Genomic DNA, 22983 nt, shown 5'->3' on the forward strand with positions numbered 1-22983 from the left:
CCACGTGGCCATCGATGGCCACGCGATGGCCTATCCGCCCATCTGCGTGCAGCGACATCATCCACCTACAACCACAGAACGCGCTGACGAACCGGGGTAAACGGTGACGACGCAAGCAGGCAGGAACATCCAGGAGTTGATCACCGCGGCTCTTGGCCCGTATCCGGAGCGCCCGTCCGCTGAGGGCGTGGCACAGCTCGTCGATGACCTCATCACCTGCGGTCAGCAACTCCACGATGCCGTGAAACGCATTCCCCAGAGCCGGCGGGGCCCGCGAGCCTCCAATGCGGTCGAGGAATGGGAGTACACCTCAGCGGTAGGCCCACGGACTTCCGAACCGAACGCGCATTGGAATCACGCCCGCGGCCTGGCCAGAATTGCGCGGGCCTTGACGTCAGTTCTCAGTGACTCCGAGCGCCCAGCAACCCGCTTCTGTTGCCTCTGCGACCGACCGATCCTGGGTGAGGACTACGAGACAATCCCCGGGCATTCAATGTCCGGCGCCCGCCCAGACCAGCACACTCACGAGCGGACGGATCCGGAGTGCCGGCCGATTCGGGCGCGTGACCGGTGACCGAGCGCTTGCGGCAGATCCTCTACGTCCTGATCGCCCTCGGAGTCTTAGCCGTCATCGTCGCCAGCACCGACTGACCACACAGAGGGCGCCTGCGAGGGCCAACGGTCGTACGCAGAGGCTTCCCAGCCCAAGACGGCCCGCTGTCGCTGAGCCGAGCGAGAGTGTGTAGCGATCTGTCGCGCCCACCGACCCTGAGGTCGCTCCCGTCCCCTTCTCGCTCGTGGTGGCGGTCAAAGGTCACGGGAAGGGTGTCCAGGCGCCCGGCCCTGGATGCTCTGACCGCCCCGCGCGTCTGTTCCGGCCGGGGTCACGGTCCTGCCGGGGGCGTGTACGGATGACCGCCGGCCGGAGAAGGGCTGCGCATCTCAGACGGGCCCGCTCCTCCCAGGTCCTCCCCCCGGCCATTCCCCGGGGGATCCCGGAAGTCTTGTGTTTTTCCGTGGTGGGACGGTCCGTCAAGGGTGGCCGAAGGCCATCGCGCAGCGACGCGACCGCAGGGAGCGCCCTTGACGGACCGTCCCACCACGGAAGGACGCTCGACTGCCGGGACGCCGCCCGGCACCCCACGCAGCCACCGACCAACCCGCAGCCTACTGACCCCGGACATGCAGAAACGGCCTACGAGACGGGCTCCCTGCGCCGGCATTACCCGGATCAGGTAGTGGGGGTCGCCTTCCGGTCTTGCGACCTTCCGGCCTCTCAGCCCGACCGTCGACGTCGGCCCCGGCGGCCTCAAAAGCTCTCCGCCAAAGTCGGCTACTCCGGTTGAACTCCCTCGCTCATCCCGCAGACCTGCTTTCAGAATAGCGCTCCAGAGGCGGGACAGAAGGGGCCATAACATGATTTTTCGCCACCGTCCGCCGGGCATGCCAGAGGCCTGCCTCCCCGGAACCGGGGAGGCAGGCCTCTGGCGCTCCAGGGCCGGACAGCGCCGGGCGGGCCACCGGCGCCGTCACGATGGCGGCACCGGCGCCGTCACGATGGCGTCGGCCCCTGCCCCGTGGACCCCCGGACCACCAGTTCCGGCTGGAAGACGTATTCCGTGCGTTGCACCGGGGTGCCGGCGACCGCCTCCAGGAGGGCGCCCACCGCCGCCGTGGCCATGGCGCGGACCGGCTGGCGGACCGTCGTCAGCGGGGGGTCGGTGAAGGCGATGAGCGGGGAGTCGTCGAAGCCGACGACCGAGACGTCCTCCGGGACGCGCAGGCCCCGCTCGCGGGCCGCCCGTATGACGCCGAGTGCCATCGGGTCGCTGCCGCAGACGATGCCCGTGCAGCCCCGGTCCAGGAGGGCTCCGCCCGCCGCGTGGCCGCCCTCGACCGTGAACAGGGTGCGCTGGATCAGGCCGTCGGCCGCCGCCGTCGGGAGGGCGGCGACGAAGCCGGCCTCCTTGCGGGCCGAGGGGACGTAGCGGGTCGGGCCGATGGCCAGGCCGATCCTGCGGTGGCCCAGGTCCTCCAGGTGGCGGACCGCCATCTCCGCCGCCGCGCGGTCGTCCGGGGAGATGAAGGGGGCCTGGACCTGTTCGTTGAAGCCGTTGATGAGGACGAACGGGACCCCCCGGGCCGCGAGCCGCTGGTAGCGGGACGGGTCGGCCGAGGAGTCCGCGTGCAGGCCTGACAGGAACACGATGCCGGTGACCCCGCGCTCCTCCAGCTGCTCCACCAGCTCGTCCTCGGTGGCGCCGCCCGGGGTCTGCGTGCACAGCACCGGGGTGTAGCCGTGGCCCGCCAGGGTCTGCTCGATGACCTGGGCGAACGCCGGGAAGATGGGGTTGGTCAGCTCCGGGGTGAGGAGACCGACCAGGCCGTTGCTGCGCCTGCGGAGCCGGACCGGGCGTTCGTAGCCCAGCAGGTCCATGGCGGCCAGCACCCTGTGCCGGGTGCCGGACGCCACGCCCGCCTTGCCGTTGAGCACGCGGCTGACGGTCGCCTCGCTGACCGCGGCCTGCGCGGCGATGTCCGTCAGCCGCAGCGGGGAGGTCATCCCCGCCACCACACCGCCGTGTCGGCCGGCAGCTCCGACGGGTCGGGCAGGTCCCCGCTCGCCAGCAGTACGGTGCCCGGCGCGGGCATCCGTACCGGCTCGGCCGTGGTGTTGACCGTGCAGGTGAAGTCCCCCCGGCGGAAGGCCAGGACGCCCGCCGGGGCCTCCAGCCACTCCACCGCGTCGCCCGCGCCCAGCTCCGGGTGCGCGCGGCGCAGGCGCAGCGCGGCGCGGTACAGCTCCAGGGTGGAGGCCGGGTCGCCGGTCTGCGCGGCCACGCTCAGGCCCGCCCAGTCGGCCGGCTGCGGCAGCCAGCTGCCGCCCTCACCGAAGCCGTACGGGGCTTCGGTGCCCGACCACGGGATCGGGACGCGGCAGCCGTCGCGCAGGCCGTCCTGGCCGGCGCCGCGGGCGAAGGCCGGGTCCTGGCGGACGGCGTCCGGGAGGTCGACGACCTCCGGCAGGCCGAGCTCCTCGCCCTGGTAGACGTACGCCGATCCGGGCAGCGCCAGCATGAGCAGCGCGGCCGCCCGCGCCCGGGCCAGGCCCTCCGCCCCTCCCCCGTACCTCGTCACATGACGCACCACGTCGTGGTTGGACAGCACCCACGTCGTCGGCGCGCCCACCGGGCGCATGGCGTCCAGGGACTCGTCGATGGTGGCGCGCAGCGCCTGCGCGTCCCATCCGGTGTTCAGGTAGTGGAAGTTGAAGGCCTGGTGCAGTTCGTCGGGCCGCAGGTACATGGCCGTCCGGTCGGCGCTGGGCGTCCACGCCTCGGCGACGCCGATGCGGTCGCCGGCGTACTCGTCGAGGACCCGGCGCCAGGAGCGGTAGATCTCGTGGACGCCGTCCTGGTCGAAGAAGGGCAGCACCTGGTTGCCGAGCAGCTTGAGCTGTTCGCCGCGGCCGAGGTCCGGCAGGCCGGGGGCCTTGACCAGGCCGTGGGCCACGTCGATGCGGAAGCCGTCGGCGCCGAGGTCGAGCCAGAAGCGCAGGATCGAGCGGAACTCGTCCTGGACCGCCGGGTGCTCCCAGTTGAAGTCGGGCTGCTCGGGCGCGAAGAGGTGCAGGTACCACTCGCCGTCGGCGACCCGGGTCCAGGCGGGTCCGCCGAAGATGGACTCCCAGTCGTTGGGCGGCTCCGCGCCGCCGTCGCCCCGCCCCGGGCGGAAGTGGAAGCGTTCGCGCAGCGGGGTCCCCGGACCTTCGCGCAGCGCCTGCTTGAACCATTCGTGCTGGTCGGAGCAGTGGTTGGGAACCAGGTCCACGATGATCCGCAGGCCCAGCTCATGCGCTTCGCGGATCACGGCGTCGGCGTCGTGGAGGCTGCCGAACATCGGGTCGATGGCCCGGTAGTCGGCGACGTCGTAGCCCGCGTCGGCCTGCGGCGAGGCGTAGAAGGGGCTGAGCCACACGGCGTCGACGCCGAGTTCCTTGAGGTAGGGCAGTCGGCTGCGGATGCCTTCGAGGTCCCCCATGCCGTCTCCGTTGGAGTCGGCGAAACTGCGCGGATAGACCTGGTAGATCACCGCTTCTCTCCACCAGCCGGGCTGGGTGCCGGTGGAGGTGGGGAGGCCGTCCAGCGAGGGTTCGGCGGCGAGGTGCTGGGTCATGTCGTCCTTGAATGGGTCGGGCCGGGGGTGAGAGGGGGCAGGCACCGGGTGGTCGGCCCGTGCGCGCGGGGGCGGGTCAGCCCTTGGTCGCGCCTGCCGTCATCCCGGCGACGAGGTGACGCTGGGCGAAGAGGAAGAAGAACGCCGCGGGGATGGCGATGAGGATGGAAGCGGCGCTCATCGCACCCCAGTTGGACGTGTATTGGGTGACGAAGGTCTGCAGTCCGCCGGCCAGGGTGAGGTTCTCGTCGCCGACCATGAAGGCGGAGGCGTACGCGACCTCGCCCCAGGCGGTGATGAAGGCGTAGAAGCCGGTGACGGCGAGGCCGGGCTTGGCGAGCGGCAGGATGAGGCGCCAGAAGGTGCCGAAGGGGTTGAGCCCGTCGACGCGGCCGGATTCGTCGATCTCGACCGGGATGGTGTCGAAGAAGCCCTTCATCATCCAGGCGCAGAACGGCACGGCGATGGTGAGGTACGTGATCACCAGGCCGAGCGGCTGGTTCAGCAGCCCCAGGTCTCCCATGAGGTTGTAGAGCGGGACGATGAGGATGGCCATCGGGAACATCTGCGTGATGAGCAGGGTCCACATCAGCGGCTTCATTCCGGGGAACTTGAAGCGGCTGACGGCGTATCCGGTGGTGGCGGCGATGAACACCCCGAGGACGGTGGTGATGCCGGCGACCAGGACGGAGTTGCCGAACCAGGAGAGGAAGGACGTCGACTCCAGCAGGTAGCCGTAGTTGTCGAGGGTCGGTTCCTTGACGAAGTCCGTGGAGATGGCGTGCTTCGCGGGCTTGAGGGAGGTCAGCAGGACCCACAGCACCGGGAAGACGGCGATCACGGCGGCCACGGTCAGGGTGGCGTGCAGGCCGGCGGAGGCGAGCGGGGAGCGGGTGCCGCGCGGGCGGCCGGCGGCCGCCTTCACTGAACTCACGGAACTCGGGGAACTCGCGGAACTCGCGGAACTCGCGGAGTTGGTCGTCACGGTCACCACACCTCTCCCTGCTTGCGCAGCGAGCGCCGGTAGACCAGCGCGAACATCGTGAGCAGCAGGAGGATCAGTACGCCCCAGGTCGCCGAGACCGCGAAGTCGCGCGGGCTCGTCACGAACGCCTCGCGGAAGGCCTGGGTCACCAGGATCTCCGTGGAGTCGCCGGGGCCGCCCCGGGTGAGCAGGAAGATCACCGGGAACATGTTGAAGGTCCAGATGGTGGAGAGCAGGATCACCGTCATGCTCACCGTGCGCAGGCCGGGAAGGGTGATGTGGCGGAACCGCTGCCACGGGCTCGCCCCGTCCATCTCGGCCGCCTCGTAGAGCTCGCCGGGGATCGACTGCATGCCGCCGAGCAGGGCGACCATCATGAAGGGGACGCCGAGCCAGACGTTGACGGCGATGACCGCGATCTTGGCCCAGGTCGGGTCGTCGAGCCACGGGACGGCGGAGATGCCGCCGCCTTCGAGGATCTTGTTGAGGATGCCGTTGTCGCGGTTGAACAGGAACCGCCAGGCGAAGACGGAGACGAATCCGGGGACGGCCCAGGGCAGGATGAGCGCCATCCGGTAGGCGGCGCGGCCCTTGAACTCGCGGTTGAGCACGGTGGCGAGGCCGAGGCCGAGCGCGAAGGTGACCGACACGCAGGCGACGGTCCACACCACCGTCCACACCAGCCGCTGCAGGAACACCGGGTCGGCGAGGACGTCGGCGTAGTTGTCGAGGCCGATGAACTGGTACGTGGCCTCGATGTGGTTGGCGCCGATGGTGCGGCCGACGTTGCGCTCGGTGGCGTCGGTCAGCGACAGGTAGACGCCGCGGACGAGCGGCCAGCCGATGATCACGCCGAGCACGAGCACCACGGGGGTGATCATGGCCCAGGCGTACCAGTGGGTGGCCAGGGCCCGCTTCAGCCCGGGGCGGTTGCCCCCTCCGGCCTTGCCGCCGGCCCTGCTGTCAGTCCTGCGGCTCCGGCCGCGGGCGGCGGGACCGGCGTCAGGACCGGTCTCGCTGCCCGCGGCCTTCGCCACCGACTGGCTGGTGTGAGCAGCCATGGTTCGTTACTTCCAGCCCTTGAGGATCTTGCGGAATTCGACGCCGGCCGCCTTGGCCGCGTCCTCCGGGCTCGACGCCCCGGTGACCGCCTTGGTGTATTCGACCTTGAGCGGCTCGAAGAGGGCGCCGTTCTCCGGGATCCAGGCGCGCTCGACGGCCTTGTCCACGGCCGGCTTGAAGAAGGTGACCATCTCGTTGGACTTGACGTCGGGCTGCTCGTAGGCGGCGGTCCGGGTCGGGAGCAGGCTCAGCTCCTTGGCGGACTGGACCTGCACCTCCTGCGAGGTCATGTAGTCCACGAAGGCGTTCGCGGCGGCGATGTTCTTGGAGCCCGCGTAGACGGCGAGGTCGTGGCCGCCCTGCGGGGCGCCCGCCTTGACGGAGCCGGCCGGGACCGCGGCGATGCCGAGGTTGGCCTTGTCCTTGAACTGGTCGCCCGCGTAGGTGTCGGCCACGGCCCAGGGGCCGTTGATCATCATCGCGGCCTCGCCCGTCTTGAAGGCGGTCTGCATGTTGGTCCAGCCGTCGGTGGCGTTGGTGATCGCCGCACCCGAGGTGACCAGGTCGCGGGCGGCCTTGAAGGCCTTGACGCCCGCCGCGTTGTCGACGGTGACCGTCTTGGTCTTCGCGTCGACGAGGTCGCCGCCCTCTCCGTAGATGAGGGGGAGGAACCAGTAGGAGTCGTCGCCGCGCAGGTAGAGGCCGGCCTTGCCGGTCTTGGCCTTGATGGCGGCCGCGGCGGTCTTCAGCTCCTCCAGGGTCGTGGGGGGCTGGACGCCGGCGTCGGCGAGCATCTTCTTGTTGTAGAAGAGGCCCATCGTGTCGATGACCTGCGGGACACCGTAGGTCTTGCCCTCGTACTTGCCGCTGGCCGCGGCCTGGGGCAGGAACTCGGCGTCGATCTTCTTGGCCGTCTCGGCCGGGACCTCGGCGAGGTAGCCGAGGGAGGCGAAGTCGGCGACCCAGCCCACGTCGGCGCGGATCACGTCGGGGGCCTCGGAGCCGCTGCTGAAGGCGTTCTTGACCTTGTTCTGCGCGTCGCCGTACGGGACGTTGACGTACTTGACCGTCACCTTGGGGTGCTTGGCCGTGAACGCCTCGGCGAGCTTCTGGAAGGACGCCTTCTCGGCGTCGTTCGAGGTGTCCCACCACGTGACCGTGCCGGAGAGCTCCCCGTCGGCCTTGGCGCCGCCGCTGCCGTCCTTGGTGTCACCGCCGCAAGCCGTCGCCGCGAGCGCCAGAGCCGCGACCAGCGCGGTGGCCGCTATGCCACGCCGCATATGAACTCCTTCGATGATCCCGGCCGCGCCTCGCGGTCCCGAGTTGCCGAGAACGTAACAAGCCTGAAAGCCGACCGAAAGACCTTGCGGCAATTTTCTGCAAGAAGCGGTGATCGTTACATCCGTGTGTCCGTACGGTTGCCGCAGCTTGCTGTTAGTTCGAACCCTCTTCGAGTCTCCGGGCCCGCAACCAGGCGGTGCGTACACGCGTTGACCCGATATGACCCACGAGTTGACCGCCTCCCGGCTTGCAAGCGCTTCCAGCAACGCCACCGCGAGCGGCGGCTGGTGGCGCGATGCCGTCATCTACCAGGTGTACGTGCGCTCCTTCGCGGACAGTGACGGCGACGGGATCGGGGACCTGCGCGGGGTCCGCGAGCACCTCCCCCACCTGGCCCGGCTCGGGGTCGACGCGGTGTGGCTGACGCCCTTCTACGTCTCCCCGCAGGCGGACGGCGGCTACGACGTCGCCGACTACCGGGCCGTCGACCCGCGCTTCGGGGACCTCTCCGACGCCGACGACCTCATCCGCGCCGCGCACGCGCTGGGGCTGCGGGTCATCGTGGACGTGGTCCCGAACCACACCTCCGAGGAGCACGCCTGGTTCCGCGCGGCGCTGGCCGGGGAGCCGGGGGCCCGGGCGCGCTACCACTTCCACCCCGGCCGGGGACCCTCCGGGGAGCTCCCGCCCAACGACTGGGAGTCGGTCTTCGGCGGACCCGCCTGGAGCCGGACCCACGACGGCGCCTGGTACCTGCACCTCTTCGCCCCCGAGCAGCCCGACCTGAACTGGGAGAACCCGGAGGTCGCCGAGGAGTTCTCCGCCGTCCTGCGCTTCTGGCTCGACCTCGGCGTCGACGGGTTCCGGGTGGACGTGGCCCACGGCATGGTCAAGGCCCCGGGCCTGCCGGACATCGGCCGCTGCGCGCAGGCCACCCTCATCGGCACCGAGCCGCTCCCCTTCTTCGACCAGGACGGCGTCCACGAGATCCACCGCTCCTGGCGGAGGCTGCTCGACTCCTACGAGGTCCCGCGCATCGGGGTCGCCGAGGCCTGGGCGCCCACCTCCGAGCGGCTCGCCCTGTACGTCCGCCCCGACGAAATGCACCAGGCCTTCAACTTCCGCTTCCTGAACTGCCCGTGGGACACCACCGCGCTGCGGACCGTCATCGACGAGTCCCTTGCCGCCACCGCCTCGGTGGGCGCGCCGACCACCTGGGTGCTGTCCAACCACGACGTCGTACGGCACCGCACCCGCTACGGCAGCCTGGCCCGGGCGCGGGCGGCCGCGCTGCTGATGCTGGCCCTGCCCGGGTCCGCGTACGTCTACCAGGGCGAGGAGCTCGGCCTGCCCGAGGTGACCGAGCTCCCGGACGCCGCCCGCCAGGACCCGGCCTTCGCCCGGAGCGCCGGGCAGGACGGGCTGCGCGACGGTTGCCGGGTGCCGATCCCCTGGTCCGGCGAGGAGCCCCCGTACGACTTCGGGCCGGCCGGGAGCTGGCTCCCGCAGCCGGCCGGCTGGGGCGGGCTCAGCGTCGCCGCGCAGACCGGCGACCCCCACTCCACCCTGGAGCTCTACCGCGCCGCCCTGGAACTGCGCCGCGCGATGCCGGGCCTCGGGGCGCCGGAGGCGGGGGCCGCGGGGGGCGGGATGCAGTGGCTCCCCTCGCCCGAGGGGGTGCTGCTCTTCACCCGCCCCGGCTTCGCGTGCACGCTCAACACCCGGCCGGTCCCGCTCGAACTTCCCTCGCCCGGACGCCCCGTCCTGTCCAGCGCCCCGGTGGATACGGACGGCCGCACCGTCCGGCTTCCCCCGGATTCGTGCACGTGGTGGTCATGGTGAACGTCCGACCGGTACAGTCCAATCCCGTGACCGCACGGCTAGCCGACATCGCAGCCCAGGCGGGGGTCAGCGAAGCCACAGTCAGCCGCGTGCTCAACGGCAAGCCCGGTGTGGCCGCAGGCACCCGTGAATCCGTACTGGCCGCCCTCGACGTGCTCGGCTACGAACGCCCCGTACGACTGCGCCAGCGCAGCGCGGGACTCGTCGGCCTGATAACCCCCGAGCTCGACAACCCCATCTTCCCGGCGCTCGCCCAGGTCATCGGCCAGGCTCTGACCCGGCAGGGGTACACCCCGGTGCTGGCCACGCAGACGCCCGGCGGGTCCACCGAGGACGAGCTCGTGGAGATGCTCGTCGAGCGCGGGGTGTCCGGGATCATCTTCGTCTCCGGGCTGCACGCGGACACCACGGCCGACATGGGCCGCTACGACCAACTCCGCGGCCAGGGCGTCCCGTACGTCCTCATCAACGGCTTCTCCGACAAGGTGCAGGCCCCCTTCGTCTCCCCCGACGACCGGGCCGCGATGCAGCTCGCCGTGACCCACCTGACCGCACTCGGGCACACCCGGATCGGGCTGGCCGTCGGGCCCAAGCGGTTCGTGCCGGTGCTCCGCAAGATCGAGGGCTTCCGGCTGGGCATGAAGGAGCGGCTCGGACTCGGCGAGGAGGAGGTCGAGGAGCTGATCCAGCACTCCCTCTACACGCTGGAGGGCGGCCAGGCCGCCGCGGCCGCGCTGATCTCGCGCGGCTGCACGGCGGTGGTGTGCGCGAGCGACATGATGGCGCTCGGCGCGATCCGGGCGGCCCGGCAGCAGGGGCTGAAGGTCCCGCAGGACGTGTCGGTGGTCGGCTTCGACGACTCCCCGCTCATAGCGTTCACGGATCCGCCGCTGACCACCATCCGCCAGCCCGTGCAGGCGATGGGCCAGGCCGCGGTAAGGACCCTGCTGGAGGAGATCGGCGGTACGCCGGCCCCGCACAGCGAGTTCGTGTTCCTCCCCGAGCTCGTGGTCCGCGGCTCGACCGCTTCGGGCCCGCAGCAGGGCCGGGCCGCCGCGCGCCCCTGAGGCGCGACTCCGTACCTTCCCCTAGGGACACAAGGGATCGGGTCGTCCGGGAGGCGGAGGGGCTGCGGCCAAGACCGTCCCGGGGGATGATCGAAGGCGAGTCCGCGTCTGGCAGACTCTTTTCCTATGGGTGAAGCGAGCGTGAAGACACTGGATACCCGGACGGACGTCTCGTCACCCCCCGTGACCGAGGAGCAGCACCGTCCGGAGTCGTCCGAGCGTGCCCTGCTCTCCAGGATGCGTGCCCCCCGGCGGCCCCGGATCTGGTTCGAGGTCCTGCTGATCGCGGTCAGCTACTGGACGTACTCGCTGATCCGCAACGCCGTGCCGGAGCAGAAGGCGGCCGCGCTCGCGAACGCCGACTGGATCTGGAAGGCGGAGCAGGCGCTCGGCATCGCCGTGGAGGAGAAGGTCAACCACGCCGTCAATTCGGTGACCTGGCTCGTGGTGAGCATGAACTATTACTACGCCACGCTCCACTTCGTCATGACCATCGGCGTGCTGGTCTGGATCTACCGTTTTCATCCCGGGCGTTACGCGGCCACCCGGCTCGTCCTCTTCGCCACCACGGGCGTGGCCCTGGTCGGCTACTACTTCTACCCGCTCGCGCCGCCCCGGCTCATGAACGGGCAGAACTTCATCGACACCGTGCTGGTCCACCACACCTGGGGCTCCATGGCCTCGGGCAACCTCAAGCACATGTCGAACCAGTACGCGGCCATGCCCTCGATGCACATAGGGTGGTCGCTCTGGTGCGGGCTGACGATCTTCGCGGTCGCCTCCGCCCCCTGGGCACGGATCCTGGGCCTGCTCTACCCGACGGCGACACTGGTCGTGATCGTGTCCACCGCCAACCACTTCTGGCTCGACGCCGTCGGCGGCATGCTCTGCCTGGCCTTCGGCTACGCCGTCTCCCGCTCCTGGTACGGATCCCTCCCGCACCGGCTGCCGCGCCGGCCCGAGGAGACCGGCCGCCACCCGGTGGCGGCGGCCCTCCTGAACCATCCGGCGCTGGCCCGCTTCCAGCGCTGAGCCCGGCCCGTCCACCCGCTCACCCCTCTCTGTGGGTGATCCGGCCTCCCGACATGGTGAGCCGGACCGGCGCCCCGGCCAGCTCGTCCGCCGCGGCGTCCACCGGGTCCAGGCCGAAGGCGGTCAGGTCCGCCCGGAAGCCGGCCGCGATCCGGCCCGCCACCGCTCCCTCCCCCGCCGCCAGCGCGGCGTGCGAGGTCATGCCCTCCAACGCCATCAGCCCGCTCAGGGCCGCCCCGGTCCAGGCCCCCGTACCGGCCGAGGCCGCGCCGCGCGGGTCGCGGGCGGTGGCCAGGACCTGGCGGGCGTCGTAGTGGGCGATGGGCCAGTCCGAGCCGAGGGCGAGCACCGCGCCGGCCTCGCGCAGGTCCCGGCAGCGCCAGGCGCGGCCGGCCCGCTCCTCCCCCAGCCGCCTGGACCACTCGTCGCTGTGGTCGGCCCTGGTGTACGCGGTGTGCGGCGGCTGCATCGAGGCGATCACCCCCAGGTCCGCGAACCGCTTCAGCTGGCCGTCCGGGACCGTCTCGATGTGCTCGATCCGGTGCCGCATCCGGCCGCGCGGGCCCAGTGACTCCACGGTGTCCAGGACGTGCCGGACGGCGGCGTCGCCGATGGCGTGGGTCGCGGTGCGCACCCCGGCCGCGTCGAGGACCCGTACCGCCTCGGCGTAGGCCCGCGGGTCGGGCCAGAAGGCTTCGGTGCCCCGACCGTGGCAGTCGGCGTGCTCCAGCCAGGCGGTACCGCCCTCGACGGTGCCGTCCATGAAGAACTTCACCCCGCCGACCTTCCAGTGGCGGCCCCTGAGCCGCTGGAGCTCGATCAGCTCGTCCAGGTCCTCGCCGGTGGCTCCCGGCATGCACCAGGGTGAGAGGTTCAGCCGCAGCGGCAGGTCGCCCTCGTACTCGGCGGTCGCGAGCAGCGCGGGTACGTCCCCGTCGCCGAGGTCCATGACGTGGGCGCCGGTCAGGCCGGTGGCGGCCATGTCGCCGAGGAGCCGGGTGAGGCGTTGCCGGCGCTCGGTGTACGTGGGCTTCGGCGCGAGCGAGCCGACCAGGGCCATCGCGGCGTGCTCGACGAGGTGGCCGGTGGGCCGCCCGTCGGGGTCGCAGACGATCTCGGAGCGCTGGGCGAAGGTGCGCGGGCCGGTGATCCCGGCGGCGGCCAGGGCCGCGCCGGAGGCGAGGGCGGAGTGGCCGTCGTAGAGGCGCAGGAACGCGGGGGCTCCGGCGAGGGCCTCCTCGATCAGGGCCTTGTCGACGGGGCGGCCGCCGAAGGCGTTGTGGTCGAGGCCGAAGCCGGTGACCCAGCCGCCGGGTCCCCGGTCGGCGGTGCGCAGGGCGGCGCGGAGCTGGTCGAGGTCGCGGACGGCGGAGAGGTCGGTGCCGGTCGCCATCTCGATCCCCCAGACGGGGTGGCTGTGGGCGTCGGTGAGGCCGGGGGTGAGGGTGGCGCCGCCGAGGTCGACGGTCTCGGTGCCGGGGCCGCGCCAGTCGCGGACGTCGGCCTCGTCCCCGACGGCGACGATCTCGCCGCCGAGGACGGCCACCGCGCGGGCCTCGGGGCGGGCGGGGTCGAGGGTGCGGACGCGGGCTCCGGTGAGGACGGTGTCGGCAGCGGGCACGGCTCTGCTCCTTGGGGACGGTTGGGCTGGTCGGGCTCTACGGGTGCTGCGGGTTCTACGGGTGCTGCGGGTTCTACGGGTGCTGCGGGTTCTACGGGTGCTGCGGCTACTGCGGGCCATCGGGCCGTGCGGGCCACGCGGCCTGTGCCGACGCTACGGGCGCCGCGGAGTCCCCGTGCGCTGCGGGTGCTACGGGGGCCGCGGGCGCCGCTGCCCCGGCCGGCTCCTCCGCGAATCGGGCGTAGACCTCGGGGCGGCGGGTCTTCAGGCGCTGGGCGAGGGCGAGCCCGGCGAGGAAGACGGCGGGGACGAGTGCCACGAGGAGGGTGTTCACGGTGGGGGAGGCCATCGTGAAGAGGGCCACCTTGGAGACGACCAGGCAGATCGCGACGGCCAGCAGCACGGCGGCGGCGACGGGCGCGATCAGGGTCCGCCAGGGCCCCTCCGCGTGCCGGACGCGGCGGAAGTAGACGGGTACGGCAATGGCGGCGAGCAGCATCAGGGCCATGAGGCCGATCATGCCGGGGGTGTTCACCCAGAGCAGGAGCTGCTGGTACGGGTCTGCCCCGGCGAGGGCGAAGCCGAGGACGATGACGGCGCCGAGGGCGGTCTGCGCCGCGCCCGCGACGTACGGGGAGCCGTGGCGCGGGTGGATCCTGCCGAGGGCGGCGGGCAGGACGCCTTCCTCGGCGAGGGCGAGCGCGTACCGGTTGATGGCGTTGTGGAAGGCGAGGAGGGAGGCGATGACGCTGGTGACGATGAAGACGTGCATCAGGTCGGCCGCCCAGGGGCCCACGTAGGTGGTGATGGCGGTGAAGAAGAGGCCGGCGGGGTCCTCGGCGGCCGCGGCGAGGACTTCCTCGGATCCGAAGGCCTGGATGACGGTCCAGACGACGAAGGCGTAGAAGAGGCCGAGGAAGGCGACGGCGATGTAGGTGGCGCGCGGGATGGTCCGGTCGGGGTCGCGGGCCTCGCGGCGGTAGATGACGGTGGACTCGAAGCCGGTGAACGCGGCGAAGGCGAAGGCCAGGACGGCGGCGGTGCCGGGGACGAGCACCGCGCCGGGGGCGAAGGATCCGAGGGAGAGGCCGTGGGCGCCGCCCTCGATGAGCACGCCGCCCGCGAGCAGGACGAGGATCCCGGTCTCGGCCACGAGCAGGACGCCGAGCAGTTTGGCGCCGAAGTCGATGGAGCGGAAGCCGCCGTACCAGACGAGGAGGAGGCCGGCGAGGGAGACGGGCAGCCAGGGGATGTCGAGGCCGGCGAGGGCCCGCCCGGTGTCGGCTGTGGTGGTGCCGAGGAGTCCGTAGACGCCGATCTCCATGCCGTTGTAGCCGATGAGGGCGAGCAGGGCGGCGCCGATGCCCACGCGCTTGCCGAGGCCGCGGGCGATGTAGGCGTAGAAGGCGCCGCCGCTGCGGACGTGGCGGCTCATGGTGGTGAAGCCGACGGCGAAGACCGCGAGGGTGAGGCCGGCGAGGAGGTAGCCGGCGGGGGCTCCGACGCCGCCGAGGAGGATCGCCACGGGGGCGACGCCGGCCATGACGGTGAGGGGGGCGGCGGCGGAGACGACGAAGAAGGAGATGTCGGCGGTACCGAGCGCGCCGCGGCGCAGCTCGGTACCGGTGGTTCTCGGCGGCTTCGGTCGCTTCGGCGGCTTCGGCGTTTCGGGCATGCGGGAGCACCCTTCTGCGAACGGCAGGCGGCGGGAGCCGAGAACCTAAAGGCTTTCGGTTTGCGGCAATGTAGCCTCCGGTTTTGGCGTACGGGAAGACCTGACGGCGGGAGAAATACGATGGCGCGGCCACGCACCCCACTGCTCGACCGGGAGCGGATCGGCGCTACGGGTCTGCAACTGCTCGCAGAGCAGGGCGAGTTCAGCGTGCCGCAGATCGCCCGCGCCCTCGGGGTGCAGACCGGGTCGCTGTATCACCACGTGGACGGCCGGGCCGGGGTGATCGAGCTGATCCGCGAGCGGGTGTGCGCCGGGATCGACGGCGGCACGCTGGACTCGCCGGAGCCCTGGGACCGGGCGCTGGAGGCCTGGGCCCGCTCGTACCGGGCCGCCTTCGCCGCCTATCCGCGGGCCATCCCGCTGCTGATGACGACCCCGGTACGGGCGCCCGCGGTGCTCGCCCAGTACGAACGGGCCGTGGCCCTGCTGCTGCGGGCCGGCTTCGCCGCGGAGCAGGTGATGCCACTGCTCACGGGCCTGGAGAACCTGGTCCTGGGCTCGGCCCTGGACCTCGCCGCCCCGGACGCCATGTGGGAGCCGACCCCCCGCACCCCCCTGCTCGCCAGGGCCCTGGCCGCCCAGGGCGCGGGCCGCGCGGAGGCCGCCTTCGAGGTGGGCCTGACGGCGTTCCTGGCGTACGCGCGGGGGCTGCGGGGCGGGGCGGAGCGGGAGGGGGCAGGGCGGTCGGGGTCTGCCTAGCCCGCTACGGCAGCGGGGTGCCGCCGTGGGTCGCGTAGACGGAGGTCTGCGACCTTGCGGCGGTCCGCCGGTCGTCCGCCGGTCGTCCGCCGGACGGTGGCAGGCCAGGCGCCGCGAGCCGAGCGGCGCGACAATGGTGGCGACCGGATAGCAACGCGTCTGCCGTCGTGGAGAGGCGGGACGTCGTGGTGGCGTACATAGCCGTGACCGCCCTGAGTCATGTCGGGCTGGTCCGCGAGCAGAACGAGGACAGCCTCGTCGTCGGGCCGTGGACGTTGTGCGGGACCACGACCCGGAGCCCGCAGACGCTGCTGTTCCCCCTCGGCAAACCGCTCGTCGTCGCGGTCGCCGACGGGCTCGGCGGGCAGCCTGCCGGGGAGGTCGCCAGCGAGCTGGTCGTACGGGAACTCGCCCTGCTCGGCCCGACGCTGGACGGCGTCGAGGCGGTCGCGGACGCGCTGAACCTCTGCAACCGGGCGGTGCACTCCGCCACCGCGGGCCGTCCGGAGCTGACCGCCATGGGGACCACGATCGCCGGCACCCTGGTCATGAAGGAGTCGCTGCTGTCGTTCAACGTGGGCGACAGCAAGGTGTACCGGGTGGCCCCGGACGGGCTGCGCCAGGTCAGCGTGGACGACAGCCCGCCGCCGGAGCCGGGGCAGCGCACCACGACGGCCGTGACGCAGACCCTCGGCGGAACCCGCGCGGAGCACGTCCTCACCCCCCACGTGGCGACGTTCCCGCTGTCCACGGGCGACCGCTACCTGGTGTGCAGCGACGGACTGACCGACCCGGTGCCCGACGAGGCCATCGACGAATTGCTGCGGGTGCACGACGACGGCAAGGCCGCCTTCGAGCTCTGGAGGGCCGCCACCGAGGCCGGAGGCCCGGACAACATCACGCTCGCGCTGGTCCGCATCGGCGCATGAGGAGCCGCTAGTTCAGGTACGCCGCGGCCTGGCGCTTCGCCTCGTCGTACGCCTCGCGCGCCCGCTGCACGTCGTCCATGCGGACGCCGGTCCAGTGGGCGAGGGCGCGGACCCGCTCGGCGGCCTCGCGGCCCAGCGGGGTGAGCGAGTAGTCGACGCGGGGCGGGATGACGGGCTTGGCGTCGCGGTGCACGAAGCCGTCGCGCTCCAGCGTCTGGAGGGTCTGGGTCAGCATCTTCTCGCTGACCTTGGCGACCGCCGCGATCTCCCTGCGCAGTTCGCTGAACCGGTACGAGCGGTCGAGGAGGGCGTCCAGCACGAGGACGCCCCAGCGGCTGGTGACGTGCTCCAGAACGAGCCGGTGGGGGCACATGGCCTCGGCCGGGGTCCACTGCTCACTTACTCCCATGCCAGTACCTTACTTCAAAGTGGGTACTGCCGTTTCGTTAGCGCCCACCATACGGTGAGTGCAAAGCCCGGAAACGGGAGCAAGGCCCAGATCAGGAGTGAACCCGTCATGAGCATCGTCGTCACCGGAGCCACCGGAGCCCTCGGCCGTCTCGTCATCGACGAGCTGCTCGCCCAGGGGATCCCCGCCGGGGAGATCGCCGCCGTCGTCCGCGACAAGGAGAAGGCCGCCCCGCTCGCCGCGCTGGGCGTCGAACTGCGCGTCGCCGACTACAACGCGCCCGAAACCCTCGCCGGGGCCTTCCGGTCCGGCGACCGCGTCCTGATGATCTCCGGCAGCGAGGTCGGACAGCGAGTGGCCCAGCACTCCGCCGCGATCGACGCGGCGAAGGCGGCCGGAGTGGCGCAGTTCGCGTACACCGGCATCCTGGGCGGACCCGAAGCGGACTTCGACCTCGCCGCCGAGCACCGGGCTACCGAAGAGCTGATCCTCGCCTCCGGTCTGCCGTACACCCTCCTGCGCAACGGCTGGTACACCGAGAACCACACCGCCAACCTGGCACCGGTGCTCGCCCACGGGGCGGTCCTCTCCAACGCGGGCGAGGGCCGGGTCGCCTCGGCGGCACGGGCCGACTACGCGGAGGCGGCCGCGGCCGTGCTGACCGGCGAGGGCCACCTCGGCCGGGCGTACGAGCTGAGCGGCGACGTGGCGTGGTCCTTCGCGGAGTACGCGGCGGCGGTGGCGGAGGCCGCCGGGCGGGTGATCGCGTACAACGCCGTGACCCCGGAGGCCCACCACGCGGTCCTCACCGGCGCGGGAGTCCCGGCGCGGTTCGCCGAGACCCTCGTCGACGTGGACCTCGCCATCGAGCGCGGCCGCCTGGCCGGCACCTCCGGCGACCTCGCCCGGCTGATCGGCCGCCCCACGACGCCGATGGCGCGGACGGTCGCGGAGGCCGTGGCCTCGGCCCGCAGCGCGAGCTGAAGGCCTCGGCCCGCAGCGAGCCGAAATCCGCGAGACGAAACGACTCGCCTCGCAGTAACCTGGGCCCATGGGTTCGTACTCGTACTACTTCTTCCGCTGATCAGCGGCGCGGACGCGGCGTGAGGGCCTTGCCCCTGCGCCGCGTGTCCGCGCTGCCCGCACCCAGAAGGAGAAGGAAGAAGACCGAGTACCCCGAGGGGATCCCCCATGCGCTCGCGCGCCCAGAAGCACCAGCAGTCCCAGCGCTCCCAGCTCGCGCTGTCCGACGTCACCAAGGCCTACGGCGACCGGGTCGTGCTCGACCAGGTCTCGCTGACCGTACGGCCCGGTGAGAAGGCCGCCGTCATCGGCGAGAACGGCTCCGGCAAGTCCACGCTGCTCCGGCTGCTCGCCGGGGCCGAGGAGCCGGACGGCGGCGAGGTCACCACCGCCTTCCCCGGCGGCACCGGACACCTCGCCCAGACCCTCGACCTCGCGCCCGGACGGACCGTCCAGGACGCCGTCGACCTCGCCCTCGCCGACCTGCGGGAGCTGGCTGCCCGCATCCACGATGCCGAGAACGCCCTCGGCTCCGGCGGCGAACCGGATCCCGCGGCCCTCCACGCGTACGGCGAACTCCTGACCGCCTACGAGGAGCGCGGCGGCTACGAGGCCGACGCCCGCACCGACGCCGCGCTGCACGCGCTCGGCCTCGCCCACCTCACCCGGGACCGCACCATCGGCTCGCTCTCCGGCGGCGAGGCCTGCCGGCTCGCGCTGGCCTGCGTCCTGGCCGCCGCGCCCGAACTCCTGCTCCTGGACGAGCCCACCAACCACCTGGACCGTCGGGCCGTCGACTGGCTCGCGGAGCGGCTGCTCGCCCACCGGGGCACGCTCGTCGTCGTCACGCACGACCGGGACTTCCTGGAACGGATCACCAGCACGGTCCTGGAGGTCGACCGGGACCTGCGCACGGTCGTGCGGTACGGGGACGGCTGGGCGGGGTACCTCGCGGCGAAGGCCGCCGCGCGCGGCCGTTGGGCGCAGCGGTACGCGGAGTGGCGGGAGGACATGGCACGCACCGAGGGCCTGGTCGCGGCGGCGGGCCAGCGGCTCGACCGCACCGGAAAGGACCCCGGCCAGGGCTTCGGCAAGCACCGCCGCTCCTCCGAGGCCAAGCTGTCCGGGCAGGTCAGGGCCGCCCGCCGGCACCTCCAACGGCTGTGCGCCGAGCCGGTGGCGCCGCCGCCGGTGCCGCTGCGCTTCGGCGCCGGGATCGCTGCTCCCGAGCGGGACGGCGCCGCCCCCGAGGGGCCGCTGCTCGAACTCTCCGGGATCCGGGTCGGCGACCGGCTCCGCCTCCCCGCCCTGAGCGTGCGGCCGGGGCAGCGGCTGCTGGTGTCGGGGCCGAACGGGGCCGGGAAGACCACCCTGCTGCGGGTCCTGGCCGGCGATCTGGCCCCGGACACGGGCACGGTCCGCCGCGCGGAGCACGTACGCCTCGGCTACCTGGCACAGGAGTTGCCCCACTCCCCCGTCCGGCTCCCGCTGCTCTCCGCGTTCGCGGCGGGACTGCCCGGGCCGCCCGAGGAGCACGCGGAGGAACTGCTGACGCTCGGCCTGTTCCGCGAGGAGGACCTGCCGGTACCGGTCGCGGCCCTGTCCGCCGGGCAGCGGCGGCGCCTCGAACTGGCCCGCCTGGTGACCCGGCCCGCCGATGTCCTCGTCCTGGACGAGCCGACCAACCACGTGTCCCTCGCGCTGGTGGAGGAGGTCGAGCAGGCACTCGCCGGCTATCCGGGAGCGGTGGTCGCCGTCTCCCACGACCCCCGCTTCCGCGCCGCGTTCGCCGGCGACCGGCTGGAGCTGCGGGACGGGGCGCCGCAGCGATGAGCCGCCCGCCCGGGCGGAGATCGGGGCACCGGGACCCCGCGCCGTGGGGGCCGCCACCGCCGCCCCCACGGGCCCTTCCACGCGTAGGTGCCTGCGGCCGGGTGGATGTCACGGCTCGGCGTACCGAGTGAGGGGTTGCCCGGGCGTCGCGACGGCGTACTACCCCCGTACTACCCCCCGTAGAACAGCTCGTCCACCACGCCCCGCGCGCGCCGGGTGATGCGGCGGTAGTCGTCCAGCATCTCGCCGACGCGGCCCTCCTGGTAGCCGAGGTAGCGGCCGACCGCCGCCAGTTCGCGGGCGTCCGAGGGGAAGGTGTCGCCCGCGCGGCCGCGGACCAGCATCACGGCGTTGCGCACCCGGGTGGCCAGGACCCAGGCCTCGTCCAGGATCTGCGCCTCCTCGGTCGGGATCAGGCCGGCCGCGTGGGCGGCGGCCAGGGCCTCGCGGGTGCGGGTGGTGCGCAGGCCCGGTTCCGCCCAGGCGTGCCGCATCTGGATCAGCTGGACGGTCCACTCGACGTCGCTGAGGCCGCCGCGGCCGAGTTTGGTGTGCAGGGTGGGGTCGGCGCCCCTGGGCAGGCGTTCGGATTCCATCCGGGCCTTCAGGCGCCGGATCTCGCGGACGGCGTCCTCCCCGAGGCCTTCCATCGGGTAGCGCAGCGGGTCGACCAGGTCGATGAAGCGGCGGCCGAGCTCGAGGTCGCCGGCCACCGGTTCGGCGCGCAGCAGGGCCTGGGACTCCCAGGTCAGGGACCAGCGGCGGTAGTAGGCGGCGTAGGAGGGCAGGGTGCGGACCAGGGGGCCGGAGCGGCCTTCGGGGCGCAGGTCCGCGTCGATGAGCAGCGGCGGGTCCGCGGTGGGGAGCTGGAGGAGCCTGCGCATCTCGGCGATGACGTTGTGGGCGGCCTTGGCGGCCACCTGCTCGTCGACGCCCTCGCGCGGCTCGTGGACGAAGAGGACGTCGGCGTCGGAGCCGTAGCCGAGCTCGTGGCCGCCGAAGCGGCCCACGCCGATGACCGCGAAGCGGGTGGGCAGGGTGTTGCCCCACTGGCCCTGGACGGCGGCGCGCAGGGCTCCGGCGACGGTGGCGGCGGTGAGCTCGGAGACGGCGCGGCCGACCCGGTCGACCAGGGCCCCGTGGTCCTCCTCGGCCGGGCTGTCCTCCGTGCCGTAGGAGCCGATGATGTCGGCGGCGGTGGTGCGGAACAGCTCGCGGCGGCGGACTCCGCGGACGGCGGCGACGGCGGCTTCCGGGTTCTCGGCGCGGCCGACGGCCGCGAGCACCTCCTGTTCCAGGGCCTCGTGGGTACGGGGAACCAGGCCTTCGGGGTCGCCCAGCAGGGCCACCGCCTCGGGGGCGCGCATGAGGAGGTCGGGGGCGAGGCGTCCGGCGGAGAGCACCCGGGCGAGGTTCTCCGCGGCGGCCCCCTCGTCGCGCAGGAGGCGCAGGTACCAGGGGGTCTTGCCGAGGGCGTCGGAGACCTTGCGGAAGTTCAGCAGGCCCGCGTCCGGGTCGGCGGAGTCGGCGAACCAGCCGAGGAGCACGGGCAGCAGGGTGCGCTGGATGGCGGCGGCGCGGGTGACTCCGGAGGCGAGGGCTTCGAGGTGGCGCAGGGCGGCGGCCGGGTCGGCGTACCCGAGGGCTTCGAGGCGCTGGCCGGCGGCGCGCGGGGAGAGCCGGGTCTCGCCGGGGGCGAGCTGGGCCACGGCGTCGAGGAGCGGCCGGTAGAAGATCTTCTCGTGCAGGCGGCGGACGACCGAGGCGTGCCGGCGCCAGGCCTTGTTGAGTTCGGCGACGGGTTCGGTGCGCAGGCCCAGCGAGCGGCCCAGGCGCCGCAGGTCCGCCTCGTCCTCGGGGACGAGGTGGGTGCGGCGCAGCCGGTAGAGCTGGATGCGGTGCTCCATGGCCCGCAGGAAGCGGTACGCGTCGTGCAGTTGGGCAGCGTCGGCGCGCCCGACGTAGCCGCCGGCGGCGAGGGCCTGGAGCGCGTCGAGGGTGGTGCCGGAGTGCAGGGTGGCGTCGGAGCGGCCGTGCACGAGCTGGAGGAGCTGGACGGCGAACTCGACGTCGCGCAAGCCCCCCGGGCCGAGCTTCAGCTCGCGCTCGACCTGCGCGGCGGGGATGTTGTCGACGACCCGGCGGCGCATCTTCTGGACGTCGGAGACGAAGTTCTCGCGCTCGGCGGCCTGCCAGACGAGGGGAGTTATGGCGGCGATGTACTCGGCGCCGAGCGCCTCGTCGCCCGCGACGGCGCGGGCCTTGAGCAGGGCCTGGAACTCCCAGGTCTTGGCCCAGCGCTGGTAGTAGGCGAGGTGGGAGGCGAGGGTGCGGACGAGCGGACCGTTTCTGCCCTCGGGGCGGAGGTTGGCGTCGACGGGCCAGATGGTGCCCTCGACGGTGGTCTCGGAGCAGATCCGCATGAGGTGGGCGGCGAGGCGGGTGGCGGCCTGGACGGCCTTGCCCTCGTCCGCTCCGGGGGCCGCGTCGCCGACGAAGATGACGTCTACGTCGGAGACGTAGTTCAGCTCGTTGCCGCCGCACTTGCCCATGGCGATGACGGCGAGCCGGCAGACGGCCGCGTCCTCGGGCGCGGCGGCGGTCGCGATGCGCAGGGCCGCGCGGAGCGTGGCGGTGGCCAGGTCGGCGAGCTCGGCGGCGGTCTGGGCTACGTCTATGGTCCCGCAGACGTCGCGGGCGGCGATGGAGAGCAGGCAGCGGCGGTAGGCGACGCGCAGGGTGACGGGGTCGGCCGCGCCGGCCAGTCCGTTCTCGAACTCGCGCAGGCCGGGGTGCAGATCGGCCGCCTCGTAGGTGACGAGGGCCTGCCAGTCCCGCGGGTGGCGGGCGAGGTGGTCGCCGAGGGCCTCGGAGGCGCCGAGTACGCCGAGGAGGCGGTCGCGCAGGGGTTTGGCGCTGACGAGGGTGTCGAGGAGGACGGGCAGATCCTCGGGGGCCTGCGCCTCGGCGATCCGGACGAGCCCGAGGAGCGCGAGGTCGGGATCGGCGGTGGCGCCGAGGGCGTCGAGGAGCACCGGATCGGTGCGTACGGCGGCCAGCGCGTCGGTGTCGAGCAGCCGGGCGGCGGCCGAGGGGTCGGTGAACCCGCTGCGCAGCAGCCGGCTGAAGGTACTGCTCCTGCGTCCCGGGACTGTCATCCCGCCGCCTCCCGCGTACGTCGGCCTGCCCTTGCCGCTGCCTCTGCCCTGGCCGGGCGGTTGCGCGGGGTGCCGCCTTCGGCGGGTGTCGCCGTCGGCAGGATCCGTGCGTCCGCCCGGGGAGAGCCTAG

Annotated in this window: 17 protein-coding genes; 8 read left to right on the forward strand and 9 right to left on the reverse strand. The window is 72.6% G+C overall.

Going from position 1 to position 22983, the window contains the following annotated elements; genetic code table 11:
• Window positions 1-103: 103 nt before the first annotated feature.
• Complete coding sequence (locus AC6CKD_RS10930; RefSeq protein WP_498326793.1) at window positions 104-574, forward strand: DUF6415 family natural product biosynthesis protein; 471 nt, start codon at window positions 104-106, stop codon at window positions 572-574.
• Window positions 575-1552: 978 nt separating this feature from the next.
• Here AC6CKD_RS10930 and AC6CKD_RS10935 read toward each other — a convergent pair.
• The 5 genes from AC6CKD_RS10935 to AC6CKD_RS10955 all read right to left on the reverse strand — a co-directional run bounded on the left by AC6CKD_RS10935 (window position 1553) and on the right by AC6CKD_RS10955 (window position 7503).
• Window positions 1553-2563, reverse strand: coding sequence for a LacI family DNA-binding transcriptional regulator (locus tag AC6CKD_RS10935; protein WP_498326794.1), 1011 nt, complete (start codon window positions 2561-2563; stop codon window positions 1553-1555).
• Window positions 2560-4176, reverse strand: a complete 1617-nt coding sequence (locus tag AC6CKD_RS10940) for a glycoside hydrolase family 13 protein (protein WP_498326796.1) — start codon at window positions 4174-4176, stop codon at window positions 2560-2562. Before AC6CKD_RS10940 ends, AC6CKD_RS10935 begins: the two co-directional genes overlap by 4 nt.
• Before the next feature lie 76 nt (window positions 4177-4252).
• On the reverse strand, window positions 4253-5110 hold the full coding sequence (locus AC6CKD_RS10945) for a sugar ABC transporter permease (protein WP_498326798.1): 858 nt from the start codon (window positions 5108-5110) through the stop codon (window positions 4253-4255).
• Between the two features lie 53 nt (window positions 5111-5163).
• Window positions 5164-6222, reverse strand: coding sequence for a carbohydrate ABC transporter permease (locus AC6CKD_RS10950; RefSeq protein WP_498326799.1), 1059 nt, complete (start codon window positions 6220-6222; stop codon window positions 5164-5166).
• Window positions 6223-6228: 6 nt separating this feature from the next.
• Entirely contained in the window at window positions 6229-7503 is a 1275-nt protein-coding gene (locus tag AC6CKD_RS10955; RefSeq protein ID WP_498326800.1) for an extracellular solute-binding protein, read from the reverse strand.
• 220 nt (window positions 7504-7723) lie between these two features.
• On the opposite strand from AC6CKD_RS10955, the gene AC6CKD_RS10960 reads away from it, so the two are divergent.
• From AC6CKD_RS10960 to AC6CKD_RS10970, 3 genes are all read left to right on the forward strand, one after another.
• Window positions 7724-9346 carry a glycoside hydrolase family 13 protein gene (locus AC6CKD_RS10960; protein ID WP_498326801.1) on the forward strand — a complete coding sequence of 541 codons (1623 nt, stop codon included), beginning with the start codon at window positions 7724-7726 and terminating at the stop codon, window positions 9344-9346.
• Window positions 9347-9372: 26 nt separating this feature from the next.
• Window positions 9373-10413, forward strand: coding sequence for a LacI family DNA-binding transcriptional regulator (locus tag AC6CKD_RS10965; RefSeq protein ID WP_498326802.1), 1041 nt, complete (start codon window positions 9373-9375; stop codon window positions 10411-10413).
• A 126-nt stretch (window positions 10414-10539) separates the two neighbouring features.
• A complete protein-coding gene (locus AC6CKD_RS10970) occupies window positions 10540-11445 on the forward strand; it encodes a phosphatase PAP2 family protein (RefSeq protein ID WP_498326804.1) in 906 nt (301 codons plus the stop codon).
• 19 nt (window positions 11446-11464) lie between these two features.
• On the opposite strand, the gene AC6CKD_RS10975 is transcribed toward AC6CKD_RS10970, so the two are convergent.
• Window positions 11465-13066, reverse strand: coding sequence for an amidohydrolase (locus AC6CKD_RS10975; RefSeq protein WP_498326806.1), 1602 nt, complete (start codon window positions 13064-13066; stop codon window positions 11465-11467).
• 106 nt (window positions 13067-13172) lie between these two features.
• Window positions 13173-14741 carry an APC family permease gene (locus tag AC6CKD_RS10980; RefSeq protein ID WP_498326807.1) on the reverse strand — a complete coding sequence of 523 codons (1569 nt, stop codon included), beginning with the start codon at window positions 14739-14741 and terminating at the stop codon, window positions 13173-13175.
• A gap of 120 nt (window positions 14742-14861) precedes the next feature.
• On the opposite strand from AC6CKD_RS10980, the gene AC6CKD_RS10985 reads away from it, so the two are divergent.
• Together AC6CKD_RS10985 and AC6CKD_RS10990 are read left to right on the forward strand one after the other, a co-directional pair.
• The gene (locus tag AC6CKD_RS10985; RefSeq protein WP_498326808.1) at window positions 14862-15500 is read left to right on the forward strand and encodes a TetR/AcrR family transcriptional regulator C-terminal domain-containing protein; all 639 of its coding nucleotides are present in this window, start codon (window positions 14862-14864) and stop codon (window positions 15498-15500) included.
• Between the two features lie 188 nt (window positions 15501-15688).
• Window positions 15689-16429 carry a PP2C family protein-serine/threonine phosphatase gene (locus AC6CKD_RS10990; RefSeq protein WP_498326960.1) on the forward strand — a complete coding sequence of 247 codons (741 nt, stop codon included), beginning with the start codon at window positions 15689-15691 and terminating at the stop codon, window positions 16427-16429.
• A gap of 7 nt (window positions 16430-16436) precedes the next feature.
• Here AC6CKD_RS10990 and AC6CKD_RS10995 read toward each other — a convergent pair whose 3' ends face one another.
• A complete protein-coding gene (locus tag AC6CKD_RS10995; RefSeq protein WP_498326809.1) occupies window positions 16437-16838 on the reverse strand; it encodes a winged helix-turn-helix transcriptional regulator in 402 nt (133 codons plus the stop codon).
• A 108-nt stretch (window positions 16839-16946) separates the two neighbouring features.
• Here AC6CKD_RS10995 and AC6CKD_RS11000 point away from each other — a divergent pair, with 108 nt between their 5' ends.
• Window positions 16947-17822 carry an NAD(P)H-binding protein gene (locus AC6CKD_RS11000; RefSeq protein ID WP_498326811.1) on the forward strand — a complete coding sequence of 292 codons (876 nt, stop codon included), beginning with the start codon at window positions 16947-16949 and terminating at the stop codon, window positions 17820-17822.
• A gap of 207 nt (window positions 17823-18029) precedes the next feature.
• Window positions 18030-19694 carry a ribosomal protection-like ABC-F family protein gene (gene abc-f / locus AC6CKD_RS11005; protein WP_498326812.1) on the forward strand — a complete coding sequence of 555 codons (1665 nt, stop codon included), beginning with the start codon at window positions 18030-18032 and terminating at the stop codon, window positions 19692-19694.
• 170 nt (window positions 19695-19864) lie between these two features.
• On the opposite strand, the gene AC6CKD_RS11010 is transcribed toward abc-f, so the two are convergent.
• Window positions 19865-22852: a bifunctional [glutamine synthetase] adenylyltransferase/[glutamine synthetase]-adenylyl-L-tyrosine phosphorylase gene (locus AC6CKD_RS11010; protein ID WP_498326813.1), complete on the reverse strand. Its 2988-nt coding sequence runs from the start codon at window positions 22850-22852 to the stop codon at window positions 19865-19867.
• Between the last annotated feature and the right edge of the window lie 131 nt (window positions 22853-22983).

The sequence above is a fragment of the Streptomyces sp. GQ60 genome (genome assembly GCF_059758875.1).